Genomic DNA, 14,316 nt, shown 5'->3' on the forward strand with positions numbered 1-14,316 from the left:
CATGAAAAAAACGAACGCGCAAGTGAGCGGAAACGAACATCGGTCGGCGTTTTCCTTTTCGGAGACGAAAGCATCGCCACCCACCATCGTCGATTTGCTTCAACGACACCCGTCAGACGGAAGCCACCTCACCCTTCCTCGGCCGTGCCCCCGGTTTCGATCACCTCGATCTCCAGCCCCCTGCAAAGCGCTGCGATGGCGGGGGAGGGCAGGCGGTCGGTCACCAAGACGTCGATCTCGTCCAGACGCGCGATCCGCACCGGCGCGCGGCGGGTGAACTTGCTGCAATCGGTGACGAGCAGCACGCGGCGCGCATTCTCGATGATCGCACGGGACACCTGCACCTCGCGGATATCATAATCCAGCAAGGTCCCGTCCTCATCGATGGCGGAGGTGCCGATGACCGCAATATCGACCTTGAACTGACGGATGACCTCGGCCGCCATGCGCCCGACCACGCCGCCGTCACTCGCGCGAATGGTGCCGCCCGCGATGATCACGTTGATCGATGGATTGGGGTATAGCGCATTGGCGACATTGATATTGTTGGTGATCACCAATAATCCCTGGCGACCGGCAATGGCCTGCGCCACTTCCTCCGTCGTCGTCCCGAGATTGATGAAGAGCGAGGAATGGTCGGGAATAAGCTCGGCCGCCGCCAGCCCGATCAGCCGCTTGGCGCTATGTGCCGCCAGCTTGCGCGCGTCATAGGCGAGGTTCTCGACACCGGAGGCGACGACGGCGCCGCCATGGGTGCGGGTGATGATCCGCGCCTCACTGAGTTCATTGAGATCGCGGCGGATGGTTTGCGGTGTCACGCCGAAGCGGGCGGCCAGCTCCTCCACCGCCACGCGACCAGTTTCGCGAATGAGGCCCGCGATATCCTGCTGCCGGCGGGAGACGGGGCGGAGAACCTCCGCCACTTAACGGCCTTCGCCTGAGGAGACACCGAGGTTGAAGGCGATGGAAATGCGCAGCCCGGTGCCGCGATAGGGTCGCACCTGATGGAATAACCAGGACGGGAAGATGAACAGCAGGCCGGGCTTCGGCCGAATGGTCTCTCCGCTGCCGACCGAGGCGCCGTCCTCGCCCGCGAATTTTAGGCCAGGGGCATACATGCCGGGCCCAGGGCCGCGCGGATCGATCATTTCGAACTCTCCGCCGAGGGCCGAATCGCTCGCGCAGCCGCCGTCATCGACATAATAGGTGCCCGACCAGAAGCTGCCGGGATGGTAGTGGCTGATATTGCCGTCCCCAGGTCCGTTGACATTGGCCCAGGCCTGCGTCGTCCAGACCGGGCTGATCTTATGGCCCTGGCGGTCCCCGGTCATCTGCGTGGCGACCTGACGAGCCAGGGTCAGGACCTCCGCTATTCGTGGGCCGCCCCATTCCGTAATGGCGCGGTCCGAATGCCAACCGCCGGCGTTCGAGGCCTGGACCGAGGGTGTTTCGGCCCGGCGTTGCAGAATGAGGCGCGACAGCTCGGCATTGCGGGCGGCGGCATCCGGCAGTTCAACCGCGGCGACCGGGGTCGCGAACAAGCCCCTGACGTTGATTTCGAGACGCGCCATCGAATTTCTCCCCGCATCGCCTGTGATCGTCCGTCAGGGCACTGTCAAGCAGGCGGGGCCAGTGCCTCGTTTCGCAGCCCGTTCACAGCCCGTTGCTTGGCATTGTTACAAAAGACAGGATAAGCAGGCAGGGTCTTGATGTGCGGTGCGGACTTCAACAGGCCGGGCGATTCATTTTGAAAATGTTTTCGAGACTGATTGGCGATATCTACGATACGGTTATCAATCCTGATGCTTGGCCTGAAGTCCTTGCAAACATTACCGACTACGTCGGGGGCGCACGGGGCATACTGATTCTCGAAGATGCCATCGAAACGACGAAAAGCGTCTTCTACGTATCGTTTTCGGACCCTGATTGGGTCCGCAGTTATCTCGAAACCTATCTTCTGCTCAATCCGATGCGTCTGGCATCCTACGGACAAATCGAGGCCGGCACTGTCATCTTGACCTCCGACCTGATGACACCGGAGGAATATGCCAGGAGCCGGTTTGCGAGCGAGTTCCTGTCACTGCGTCAGATGGTTGATCTGGCCGTCGTGGTTCTGGAAGCGACGGCAACCACCATCACCGTGCTCTCTATCGCGCGCAACAGTGACCAAGGCATCGCTGACGAATCCGTGAGGCGCAAGCTCGCTATGATCGGACCACATGTCCGGCGGGCCGCGACAATCAGCCGCGTGCTCAATCGGCAGAGGCTTGATGCCTCCACCCTGTCGGACACGCTCGACGTGCTCGATGGAGGGATCTTCCTGCTCGATGCACAGGGCACCATCCTGCACAGCAACCTCGGCGCGCAGGCCCTTTTGGCCGATCAACCGCAGGCGTTCGCGCTTCTCGGCGGCAGAGTCTGGCCCGCCGATCTGCAAGCGCGCGCGCAATTGGACGCGGCATTGGTCCTGGCCAGCGCCGGCGATGACGCGCTTGGAACAGACGGGCTTTCCATCATCTTTGGCAGCGCGAATGGACGTGTCCTGGTCGGAACCGTCATGTCCTTGATGAATGGATCACGCCAAGCCGTCGGCGGCCGGTATCGCGCCGTTGCAGCACTCGTCATTCGGGAACTGCACTTCGACAGTCCAGCCTCCGCCCAAGTGTTGCGTTCCCATTACGGCCTGACCCAGCGGGAGATGGCAGTCGTTGCGGGCGTTGTCGAATTGGGCGGTGTTCCGCAAATCGCGTCTGTCATGGGTCTGACGAGCGAGACGATAAAATCGCATCTCAAGTCGATCTACCGAAAAACCGGCACCACGCGCCAGGCGGATCTCGTGAAACTCGTGGCCGGCACAGCGAGTCCTTTCCGACGCACCCAATGATCCCCCCCGATCGGGGGATGTGCCAGCGGGCGCACTATGCGTTTAGTGGCGGTAAGGGCAAAGGCCGCGATTAGACCGGAGAAGCCACCATGGATGTAACTTCGACGGGTGCCGATGGGCTACCTGGCATGACAGGTCAAACCAGTGGGGCCAGTGGCACCGGTGGCGCACCCGGCCTCGCCGGCGGGGCAGAGGCGAATTCAGGCACGGACACCACGAATACGGCGGAGGCTGTGGGCGGTGACGGTGGCCGTGGCGGCAATGGCGCCGCGAATAATAACCCCAACCAGGGCGGTGGCCGCGCCGGCGATGGCGGATCCGGTGGTTACGCCGCTGCCGATGCCGCCACGATCACCGCATCGGCTGGCGGCAATTCGGCAAGCGCGACCGCCGCGGGCGGCACTGCGGGCGATGGTGGCATCGGCGGCCTGCCCTCGGCGCTGGGTGGTATGGGCGGTGTCGGCGGCGATGCGAAGGCAAACGCCTCGGCCGGCAATACGGCGGGTGCGGCTGCAGCCACCGCGACTGCTTACGGCGGAACGGGCGGCACGTCGCAATACGACACGCCGCAATATGACGGAGGTTCCTATACCGGGAACCTCTATTCCGGCGGCAATGGCGCCAGTCTGAGCGGTAGCACGGCCACCGCCACCGGCACCACACAGGCGACCGCCACCGTCAAGCAGGTCGGCGGCGCCGGCGGTGCAGGACCGGCCGGCGGCAATGGCGGATCCAGCACGCTCACCAACGCCGTCTCCGGCACCACCGATGGCGGCACGCTCATCCTGAGCCAGACCGCCGATGGCGGAACCGGCGGCGACGGCGGTCCCTTCGCGGGGCCCGGCACTGCCTCTGGCGGTGCCGCGACCTCCGACCTCACGCTGAATGACACATCGAGTACCCAGGTGTCGGTGACTGCCTCTGCGACAGGCGGCGACGGCGGGGAGGTTCTCGCATCCGGCGGCGGCCTGACCACCGGGGGCCCTGGTGGCGATGCGGCGTCCAGCGCGGCGATCACCGGAACGAAGACCGTCTATGAGGACATCGTCGCCATTGGCGGATACGGGGGTGCCGATGGCGGCACGGGGCAGGCCACGGGCATCGGCACCGCCGCCACCTTCGTCAATGTCTACGTCTCCGCCAATGGTGGCGGTGCGAACACACGCGGCGGTGCGGCCGATGCGAGCGCCACTGGGACGGGTGCCGAGGCCAATGTCACGGCGCTGGCGAGCGGCGGGGTCGGCGAGGACACCGGCGGCAACGCCACCGCAAAGGCAACCGGCATCGGGCTGAGTGGCACCGCGACGGCGGATGCCGGCGGGAGCTATGAAAACGGCCTCGTCGGAGCCGAGGACGGCCTCGATTCCACGGCGGTCGCGGTGGTTTCGGGCACCACGACGGCCTATGCCGCTCAGTCGCAAGGCGACGCGCTCGGCGCCTTCGACACCACGGATCAGGTCGTCTCGGCCGATGTTCTCGACCCCACCTCCGCCACCAACGGCACGGATCTCGGCACCGGCGATACTTTGCTGCTCGACACCGAAGAGGGCGGTGGCAATTACGGCAACCTCACGACCGCTGTCACGAATACGACCACGGTGACCGGACATCTCGATTTTTCCGCCTATTCGCCTGACGCCGACGTGCTGCTCGACCTTCACGAGGCGGCGCTGATCGGCACGGGCGTGACGGAAGTCGATCTGTTCGTGGCCTTCGGACAGGAAGAGGTCGTTAAATCCTTTTCCAGCGGCGCGGCGGCTGAAGCCTTTTTCAGCGATAACGTCATCAATCTTGGCACCGTCGGCGACCTCGAAGATCTGCCCTCTCAGCTGACGAACTTGCCTGTGGCGATCGAGTTGAAGGTCATCGTGGATGCGCCGGACTCTGGCTTCTATGCGGATATGCAGGTCGGCGTCGGCGCGGCGCCGGCCGGCCCGGATGTGTTCGAAGCTAACAAGGCAGCAACCAGCGGCGCCTATCTGTGGAGCGATGCGGCCAATTGGACCAACGGCCTGCCGACAAACGGCGATGCGATCGAGATGGCGGCGAGTGGCACTGACGACATCGCCGGGCTGAGCCTGAAGGCGCTGAGCCTGTCGCCGCCCACCGGCACGGCTGGTGAGGTGAGCACCCTCACGGTAACGGACGGCCTGTCGGTTACCGCCTTGACGATTGCCGCCTCCAGCGAGATTGCCGTCACCGGCAGTGGCGCCGCCGATATCCTGACCCTCGGCAGCATCGCCGTCACGGGCACCGGTGCCGCGCCGACGCTGTATGCGACAGGCGCCGGTGCGGTGATCGATGACACGGAGACGGCAGCGCCGGCGTTGGACTACATCGCCCAGGATAGCGGCAAGGTGGAACTGGCCGGCGCGCCAGCTGCAGGATCGGAGCTGACCTATATCGGCGGTGGCACCTTCGCCCTGGCGGCGCCGGGCGCCGCGATCAGCGCCGAGCTGGCCGATGTCGGCGCCGGCGATGTGCTGGAACTGCCGGGAACGACCGTCTCCTCCGTCACGCTCGGCACCGACAGCCTGACCGTGACGACCGATATCGGCACCTACAGCTTTACCAACGTCACCTATGACGTGGGCGGCATCGGCAGCTACAGCGTCAGCCACGACAGCGCCACTGGCCTGGAAGCGATCACCTTCGGCGGCACGACCGGCGTGACCCTGTCTCCGACCGCGCCGGGCAATGTCACCATTCCCAAGGGCGCCATCATCAGTGGCGGCGCCGATGGGATCTCCAACACGACCACCGACGCCACCAGTTGGACCATCACGCAGAACGGCACGGTCAGCGGCACGATGGCGGGCATCGCCAATGCGGGAACGCTGTCCGGCGGGTGGGACATTCTCACCAACGGCCCTCTGTCGGGCGGCACAGACGGCATCGTCAATACCGGCAGTGTAGGCGGCGTGGGCTGGGACCTCGAGACGAATGCTTCAGTGGATGGTGGTGACGATGGCATCGCCAACACCGGCACGGTCACGGGCGGCTGGGATCTCGCGACCAACCAAGTGGATGGCGGCACCGATGGCATCGCCAACACCGGCACCGTGACAGGCGGCTGGGACGTTCAGACCAACCAAGCCCTGGACGGCGGCAGCGGCGACGGCATCGTCAACGCAGGCACGGTCACGGGCGGCTGGGACCTCGCGACCAACCAAGTGGATGGCGGCGACGACGGCATCGTCAATACCGGCATGGTCACGGGCGGCTGGGACCTTGCGACCAATGAGGCCTCGTCCGGCGATACGGACGGCATCGCCAACAGCGGGACGGTAGCTGGTGGGTGGGACATTCAGGTCAATCAATCCTTGGATGGCGGCACCGATGGCATCGCCAATACCGGCACGGTCTCAGGCGGCTGGGACATTCAGGTCAATCAATCTGTCGGTGATGACACGAGCGGCGCCTCTGCTTCAGGCTCCGTCACCGGCGGCAAGATCGGCATCCTCGACAAGAATGGCGGCGGCACCGTAGCCAATGCCGGCAGCATCACGGGCAAGAGTGATGCCGGCATCGTCATGTCCAACGGCGGCATCGTGGACAATGCTGCCGGTGGATCGATCCTTGGCGGCATCGATGGCATCGACATCGGCAATGGCGGCACGATCGACAATGCCGGCACTATTATCGGGACAACCGGTGACGCGGTCGATTTCTCCGGCGCCACGGGACACAACAAACTCGTCGTCCATGCCGGCGCGATCTTTGCTGGCGCGGTGACAGCGGCATCCGGCGGCAGCAATACGCTGGAACTGGCCCAACAACCGAGCGTCCCTTCGGCCGGAACGCTGTCCGGCCTCGGCACGCAATTCACCGGTTTCACGACCGTCACAGTCGATGCGGGTGGTGACTGGGATCTCGCCGGCGCCAATACGCTCGCCTCCGGCGCCACCCTGACCGATCTCGGTACCCTGACGGCGGAGGGTGCGTTCACGAACGATGGCCTGATCATAACGGACCCGTCCACGCTCACCTTCGACGGCGCTGTCACCGGCTCTGGCACCATCGAAGTCGGCGTCGGCAGCGACGTCATCTTTGGCGGCGGCGTCAGTCAGACCGAAACCGTCACCTTCGTCGGCGACACGGGCACTGTGACCCTGGGTGATGTCGGCGGCTTCCAGGCATCGATCAGCGGCTTCGTCGCCGGAGACGCGGTGACGGCGGCCGACCTGGTCGGGGCTTCCGCGAGCTTCAGCGGCAACGCGGACCAATCCACGCTGAGTTTCACCAGCGGGACGGCGGCGCTCGGCAGCCTCAGTTTCACCGGGTCCTACACGGCGCAAGATCTGCACTTCGACAGCACGGCGGGCACGGTCAGCGTCGAGGTCGTGGCGCCCTGCTTCGCCGAAGGCACACGTATCCTCACCATCCGGGGCTATGTCGCGGTGGAAGAACTGCGAATCGGCGATCGTGTCCTCACCCTCGACAGGGCCGACCGTCCGATTACATGGCTCGGCCAGCGCAGCATCGACTGTCGCCGCCATGCGAGCCCCGACAAGGTCAATCCGGTTCAGATCCAGGCCGATGCTTTCGCTCCGGCCGTTCCCAAGCGGGATGTCTTCCTGTCACCCGACCATGCCGTTTTCGTGGAAGGTGTGTTGATCCCGATCAAGCACCTCATCAACGGCACCACGATTCGCCAGGTGCCTGCGGGCATAATCACCTATTTCCATGTCGAGCTGCCGGAGCATGCCGTGGTTCTGGCTGAGGGTTTACCGTCGGAGAGCTATCTCGATACCGGCGACCGCACCGCCTTCGCGGGCGGCGTGGTCAAGGCGCTCCACCCGGCCTGGGGATCGGAACGGCATGACATCAGCTTGCTGATGGACGCCCTTGGCTATGCACCGCTGCGGGTAACGGGACCCGAGGTCACGAGGGCACGGGCGTTGCTGGCGGCCCGATCTGACGTCCAACCCGAAGCCGCGCCGCGCCACGCAGGCGGCCCGAACAGCCGTCTCATCCCAATCCCATGCTGATGGCTTGGCGACAAAAAAAAGGCGGCACCGGAGTGCCGCCAAGTTTAGGGAGGAAACGTCCAAGAAAACAGCAACACGATCAAGGACCGCCGTTGCGTCGGATACAAATCTATTCGCACGTTTCCAAACACGCAAGAGTTTTTTGTGCAGCGCACAATATCGTTACAGTTGCGGTAGCCGCCGGGATAGGCCACCCGCACCACCCCATTTTCGAAGTCTAGACGCGGTATGCCTTCACAGGAGATCGCCGATCACCCCCTGGCGGACTGGCTGGATGCCGCGTGCCCGCCATGGCGTGCCACCCGCGCGGACCTCGCCGCGCAATACGGTGTCCGTACAGACAACCCGTATCGATGGGCTCTCGTGACCCTGGACGTGGCTCCGCCGCCACTCAGCGGGATGCTGTGGCCCTTCGGCTTCCAGGCGTTTGCGCGATATGCGCCTGCGATGCCGCCCGTGACGCTGTCGACCCAGATATCCGTGGGTGGGGACGCGGAGGCCAATATCCGCGTCGCCGCTACCGAGTTTGCGCGGCATTTCGGACCTCGCCCGATCATTGACCGGAATAACACGCGCGCCGTCTCTTGGCAGTGGGGCGCGGCCTCCGTCACTCTGACCGTCTGGCCGCCGAGCAGGCAATCCGGTCCGAAAGCGGAGATTCCTGCGCATGGCCGGGATCCGCGCCTCATCACGGCCTGTGCGGTGACGGTGCGGACGGGGTGGCGGCCGCCGCTTTCGCCGCGTGACACGGTTTGGCTGGAGAGCTTTGCGCCCATGGGGGCAACCCGAAACTGGACGCCGGTGAAACCCCGCGCCAACCTCGCTGAGACCGTGTTTGTCGAGGCGCAGCTTGAGTTCATGCGCGAACCACCGTCCGATCTTGCGCGCTTCCGTGGCGTCTTCGGGCTGTCAGAGGACGGGCAGGGGTTGATCGTTTTCGAGGATGCCTTCTGCGTCATCCCGGTGACGCAGATCGCGGCTTTCGATGTCATTCGCCTTCGACCGGCGAGGTTCAGCGGCGGTAGCACGCTCTCGGCCCGGTGCGACACCGGCTATGCCGCGTTTCCGACCAAAACCGTTCACGTGGCCCAGGGTGAGCATGCCGATGATCTGAACGACATCGCGGCGACGCTGGCGGCCGTGACGGGCAAGCCGCTCACTTTCGTCGATTATGACGATGATGGGTGATCTGTCATCCTGACCACGGGTCGATGACGGAAATCTCCAGGTCGGAGAAATGACGGATCATTTGCCGACCAAAGGGTAACCGGCGTTACTGGCGCCATCACCCCAGTATCGGGACCATCGAGATGGCGGACTACGACCTCTACTACTGGCCCATTCCCTTTCGTGGCCAATTCGTAAGGGCGATCCTTGCCTATGCCGGCAAGATCTGGACCGAGAGCGATGCCACAGCAATTCCGAAATTGATGAGCGCACCGGCAAAGAACATGCCGGTCCCGTTTATGGGTCCCCCCATCCTCATCGACAAAAAGGCGGATTTCGCCATCGCCCAGATGCCGGCGATTCTGCTGTATCTGGGTGAGACGCTCGACCTGATGCCGGCCACGCCGGCGCTTCGCGCCATGACGATGAAAACGGTACATGACGCCAATGACGTGATCGACGAGATCACCCTGGATGGCGGACGCCAGATGTGGACGGATAAGCGCTGGCAGAACTTCATTCCGCGGCTGGAAAAGTGGATGTCCTTCTGGGAAGAGACCGGCCGCCGCCACGGCCTGACGGCCGATGCCGGCTTCCTGCTTGGCAGCACGGCGCCGGGTATCGCCGATATTGTGACGGCGATCTTGTGGTCCACCATGGCCGACCGCTTCCCGAAACTCGCGGCGCTTCTGGAAGACACCGCACCCATGACGGCCGACCTGTCGCGACGGGTCTCCGCTCTGCCGCCGCTGGCGAAGCTCTTCGCCAAAGCGCGGCACGATTACGGCGACGCCTATTGCGGCGGTCAGATTGAGGTATCACTCCGCAAGGTTCTGGACCGTCACTGAGCGCGATTGGCGCGCTTGAAGGTCAGCGTCATCGTCGGATCGCCACGGTCTGCACGGGCGCCTTCGTGCTCGCGGAAGCGGGCCTCTTGGGTGGTGGCATGCCACCACCCATTGGCTGCATGCGCGGGAGTTGCAGAGGCAATGTCCGAAAGTGAAGGTCGATCCCCGGCCAAAGCGATCGAAACTCTGCGGGTAGAGGCGGCGCAGACCCTGATGGAGCAGAGCCGCCACCCCATCGACGTTGTTGCGCAGCAAACCGGGTTCAGCGATCGCGACCACTTGCCTCGTGCGTTTTTGCGCGGCTTCGGACAACCGCCTCAGGTGCTGCGGCGCCAGGCGTGGCTATGGGCAGGAACGGTTAAGGATGGAGGCCGTCTGGGCGCGGAAAGCGAGGTTCGCCGCGACGCACGCGGTGGTTGATCGGACAGGCCCGCGTGCCTTAAATTTGACGCTGGCGGCAGCGCCCGACCGCTTCGGCTGCAAGCCGTGAGCGGCAGGCGACACGGATACAATGAGGACGACATGACCCAGAACGCACCGACGATCGTCAACATGCACACGGCGCCGGAAATCGCGGCCGACGTGCCCGCCGCTTGGACGCATTTCAGGCGCGCGTTGACGCCTGCGATGAAGGATGCGGGGCCGGGGCGTTTCGGGATGGGCCGTCTCGGCATGAACGCCAGGCGGGTGCCCCCGGGCCACAGTGCGTGCCCGGCGCACACGCATATTATGGCTGACGAGATCTTCGTCGTGCTCGAAGGGCAAGGTCTGTTCCGCTACGGCGATCGCGTGTACGAGATCCGCCCTGGGGACTGTATTTCCTGTCCGGCCGACACGGGGATCGCCCATCAGATTGCCAACCCCACGACGCCGGACAACACGGGCGACCTGGTCTATCTCGCGATTGGCGCCGAACCGCCTGGGGACGTCTGCACCTATCCCGACAGCGGCGCGCTCGTTATCGATGCCCTCAATCGCCACGGATTCTTGCGCGAGACCGATTATTACGAGGGCCAGCCACAACCCACGCCGCTTCTGACGCGCGGCCGCGACGCACCCGTCTGATCCGGGCGCGCGACGAGAAGGTGCGGGCCTATGGCGTCAACGGATCCTAACCTGATTTGGCGGAAAAGCGCAGCGTATTCCGCCGTCCGAGCCTGGAATGCCTCTGGCATCGCGGCCAAACCGTCCCTTGGTGAAAGGGCGCTAGCCCTCCGCGAACCAGGGCGCGAGCTGGCGGTACAGGCCGCGAAACCGCTGGTAACCGCGCGCATAGGCCTCGGCATGGTCCCGATTGGGCATGAGCATCGTGCCGCGATGCACCAGCGCCGCCGCGCCCGCCCAGTCATCGCTCGCGCCAGTGCCCATGGCGGCCACCCAGGCGGCGCCGAGGCAGGACCCGGGATGACCCTCCAACCGCTGGATGGGCATCTGGAGGATGTCGGACACGATCTGCATCCAGATCAGGCTGCGCGCTCCGCCGTCTGACACCAGAAGGCGCCGCACGGGGTAACCGAGCTCGCGAAAAACCTCGATGTGATGCAGAAACGCGTAGCCGACGCCTTCCAGAGCCGCGCGCCACAGATGAGCCGGGCCGTGATTGAGGCTGAGGCCGGTGATGGTGCCGCGCGCCGCAGGATCATGGATCGGGCTTTTTTCGCCCAGCAGATAGGGCAACACGACCACGCCCTCGCTGCCGGCGGGAATGCCCTCGGCCATGCGGTCGAGATGCGCATGCGGATCGGCGACGCCCATAACCGCGCCGGCCGCGAAGCCGGTGACGATCCAGTTCAGCATTGCGCCCGTCGCGGCCATGCAGCCATTCGGCATGAAGCGGCCGGGAATGACGTGGCGATCCAGGAACAGGCGTGCATCGGGGCGGGCGACGTCGGCCGCGAGCAGAATATCCCCCGCGCCGCCAAACTTCAGCAGCACATCGCCTGCCGCGACCACACCGGCCGCATAGGCGGAGGCGACATGATCGGCGGCCCCCGCGACCACCGGCAGGCCCACGGGCAATCCCGTTTCGGCGGCGGCCTCGGCGGTGACATGACCCAGAACCGTCTCGCTGGTGCGGATCGGCGGCAGGGCGGAGGCAGGGATGCCCGCCAGTGCCACCAGATCGGCCGCGACTGCGCCATCCGCGAGATCGACGAAGCCCGCTTCGAGCGCCCAATTGTGCTCGATCGCGCGGGCGCCGCTCAGTTTCCAGTTGATGTAGTCGTAAGAGCCGAACACGGTGCCAATGCGCGCGAAAACCTCGGGCTCATGCCGCGCGAGCCAGCGCAGCTTCGTCGCCACGATCTGCTGATTGATGCCATTGCCGGTGCGGACGAGAAAACGCGCGCCATCGACCTCGGCGGCCAGTTCCTCGACCTCACGCGCACAGCGCCCATCGCTCTGCTGGATGCTGCGACGAAGCAACTGGCCATCCTCATCGAGCAGAACCACGGCCGGCACCATGCCGGCGACGCCGATGCCCGCCAGCGTGGCGGACAAAGCCGGCTCGACGGCCAGAAGCTCCCTCACGACGGCGCAGGTATTGCGCCACCACTGCGCGGGGTCTTCCTCCGCCCAGCCGGCATGGAGCGAGACGAGATCAACCGGCCGTGACACGATGGCGACGATCCGATCTGGCAGATCGATGAGGATACCGATCGTCGATGTCGTGCCGATATCGATGCCGATGACAGCGGCCATGACGTGCGCCTAGCGGAGCGTCGCAACCTTATCCATGAAGCGCTTCACCCGCGTGGTGTCCACGGCGTTCCAGGTATGACCATCGACTTTGAAATGCGTGCCGACGACGCAGCCGTCCGCGACGCCGAGAACATCGGTGACATTGTCCAGATTGACGCCGGTATTGGCGAAGATCGGCACGTCCTTCACGGCCGCGCAGACGGCATTGAGGTCGGACTGCTCGGTCGCCTGACCGGTGATGGGGCCGGAGACGAGAATGGCATCCGCGAGGGAGGAGAACACGGCGCTGCGTGCCCGAAGGCCGAGCGGACGCGTATCGAGCGGTGCGGCGAATTCGGCATTGATGTTGAACAGCAGCTTCAAGTCCCGCACGCCCAGGTCGCGCCGCGCGCGCAGCGCACCGTCACAGTCCGGCACCCACAGCCCCATGTCGGAGGCATAGACGCCGGTGAAGATTTCGCGCACGAATTTTGCGCCCGTCGCCGCGGCGATGCCGACGCTCGCCACGGGATCCCACAGGTAGTTCACGCCGAAGGGCACGCGGATCGATGGGCTGAGGCGAGAGACCACGGCGCTCATCGCGGCGACGGAGGATGTTGGTGCCTTCAGCGAATAGGGCCGGTCATTTTCGTTGCCGAACATGACAGCGTCGACACCGCCCGCCTGCAACGCCTCCAGATCGGCGGCGGCCCCCTCGATCAGGGCCTTCATGCCACCCTTCTCGTCATACAGCGGCGTGCCCGGCAAGGCGCCGATATGAATCATGCCGATGACGACTTTTTTCTTGCCGTCGAAGAAATCAAACATGGAGCAGTCCTTCACTCTATCCGAAACGCCACAGGGGTCGCGGCTCAATCCAAGGGGGCCGCGATGATGATCTCGACGCCTGCTGCCCTTGCGATCTTGCATATGGCGGCGGGCGGTTCTGCATCGGTCACGATGCTGCCGATGGCCTCGAAGCCACAGACACGCACGAAGGAACGGCGACCGAACTTGCTGCTGTCGCACAGCACGGTGACCGCCGTAGCCTGTTGCATGAAGGCGGCCTTCACTTCGGCCTCCTCCGGCGAATAGTCATAGAGTCCGTTTTCGTCGACGCCGGCGACACCGATGAACACACGGTCCATCCAATGCCCCGCCAATTGCTGGCGGGTGATGCTGCCGCATAGAGACCCTTCCAAGGGGCGCAGCCTGCCGCCCAATAGGAAGACCTCGGGCAGAACCGGCTGCGGCATGGCAAGCACGGTTTGCAGGCTATTGGTGACGATCTCGATCCCCGCGCGCGATGCGAGTTCCGCCGCAAGGCCGGCGACGGTTGACCCCACATCCAGACCGAGCACATCACCCGATCGCACCAGACCTGCCGCTTTGATGGCGATCCGTGCCTTCGCGTCACGATGCAGATCCCGCCGCGCGGCAAAGGACGGTTCTGTTGGAATGATGATGGCGGGCGCTGCCGGCATAGCGCCGCCGTGGGAACGCTGGATCAGACCGTCACGCTCCAGCGACTCCAGATCGCGGCGGACGGTCATGTCCGAAATACCAATTTCCCGCGCCACATCGGTGACGGAGACGAAGCCACGGTCTGTGATCAATCCGTGCAGAGCCTGCCGACGCGCCCGCGCGGGGCCAATCGGGACCGTCCGATCAGCTTTGTCAGCGGGAGCGGCCTGCTGCTGTCTTTGGCTGCGCATCTCGTCGTTCTACGCGCCAGATCCGATCCATA

The 14,316-nt window shown here is 64.8% G+C and carries 11 protein-coding genes; 6 read left to right on the plus strand and 5 right to left on the minus strand.

Annotated elements, in window-relative coordinates; translation table 11 throughout:
- Positions 1 to 128: 128 nt before the first annotated feature.
- A complete protein-coding gene (locus QP803_RS05035) occupies positions 129 to 923 on the minus strand; it encodes a DeoR/GlpR family DNA-binding transcription regulator (protein ID WP_284946630.1) in 795 nt (264 codons plus the stop codon).
- Positions 924 to 1,571 carry a 2OG-Fe(II) oxygenase family protein gene (locus tag QP803_RS05040; protein WP_284946631.1) on the minus strand — a complete coding sequence of 216 codons (648 nt, stop codon included), beginning with the start codon at positions 1,569 to 1,571 and terminating at the stop codon, positions 924 to 926. It lies immediately after the preceding gene.
- A gap of 182 nt (positions 1,572 to 1,753) precedes the next feature.
- Here QP803_RS05040 and QP803_RS05045 point away from each other — a divergent pair, with 182 nt between their 5' ends.
- From QP803_RS05045 to QP803_RS05070, 6 genes are all read left to right on the plus strand, one after another.
- A complete protein-coding gene (locus QP803_RS05045) occupies positions 1,754 to 2,884 on the plus strand; it encodes a helix-turn-helix transcriptional regulator (protein ID WP_284946632.1) in 1,131 nt (376 codons plus the stop codon).
- A gap of 89 nt (positions 2,885 to 2,973) precedes the next feature.
- The gene (locus QP803_RS05050) at positions 2,974 to 7,875 is read left to right on the plus strand and encodes a Hint domain-containing protein (RefSeq protein ID WP_284946633.1); all 4,902 of its coding nucleotides are present in this window, start codon (positions 2,974 to 2,976) and stop codon (positions 7,873 to 7,875) included.
- A gap of 228 nt (positions 7,876 to 8,103) precedes the next feature.
- Positions 8,104 to 9,063: a hypothetical protein gene (locus QP803_RS05055; protein WP_284946634.1), complete on the plus strand. Its 960-nt coding sequence runs from the start codon at positions 8,104 to 8,106 to the stop codon at positions 9,061 to 9,063.
- A gap of 122 nt (positions 9,064 to 9,185) precedes the next feature.
- Positions 9,186 to 9,890 carry a glutathione transferase, Atu5508 family gene (gene gst / locus QP803_RS05060; RefSeq protein WP_284946635.1) on the plus strand — a complete coding sequence of 235 codons (705 nt, stop codon included), beginning with the start codon at positions 9,186 to 9,188 and terminating at the stop codon, positions 9,888 to 9,890.
- Between the two features lie 141 nt (positions 9,891 to 10,031).
- The gene (locus tag QP803_RS05065) at positions 10,032 to 10,310 is read left to right on the plus strand and encodes a helix-turn-helix domain-containing protein (protein ID WP_284946636.1); all 279 of its coding nucleotides are present in this window, start codon (positions 10,032 to 10,034) and stop codon (positions 10,308 to 10,310) included.
- A gap of 102 nt (positions 10,311 to 10,412) precedes the next feature.
- Positions 10,413 to 10,955, plus strand: coding sequence for a cupin domain-containing protein (locus tag QP803_RS05070; RefSeq protein ID WP_284946637.1), 543 nt, complete (start codon positions 10,413 to 10,415; stop codon positions 10,953 to 10,955).
- Between the two features lie 141 nt (positions 10,956 to 11,096).
- Here QP803_RS05070 and QP803_RS05075 read toward each other — a convergent pair whose 3' ends face one another.
- The 3 genes from QP803_RS05075 to QP803_RS05085 are packed head-to-tail and all read right to left on the minus strand — an operon-like array spanning position 11,097 to position 14,284.
- Positions 11,097 to 12,590 carry an FGGY-family carbohydrate kinase gene (locus QP803_RS05075; protein ID WP_284946638.1) on the minus strand — a complete coding sequence of 498 codons (1,494 nt, stop codon included), beginning with the start codon at positions 12,588 to 12,590 and terminating at the stop codon, positions 11,097 to 11,099.
- Between the two features lie 9 nt (positions 12,591 to 12,599).
- Complete coding sequence (locus QP803_RS05080) at positions 12,600 to 13,397, minus strand: BtpA/SgcQ family protein (protein ID WP_284946640.1); 798 nt, start codon at positions 13,395 to 13,397, stop codon at positions 12,600 to 12,602.
- Between the two features lie 44 nt (positions 13,398 to 13,441).
- Positions 13,442 to 14,284 (minus strand): DeoR/GlpR family DNA-binding transcription regulator, encoded by an 843-nt coding sequence (locus QP803_RS05085; protein ID WP_284946641.1) that lies wholly within the window; start codon positions 14,282 to 14,284, stop codon positions 13,442 to 13,444.
- Positions 14,285 to 14,316 lie beyond the last annotated feature (32 nt).

Source organism: Acidisoma sp. PAMC 29798, assembly GCF_030252425.1.
Taxonomy (GTDB): domain Bacteria; phylum Pseudomonadota; class Alphaproteobacteria; order Acetobacterales; family Acetobacteraceae; genus Acidisoma; species Acidisoma cladoniae.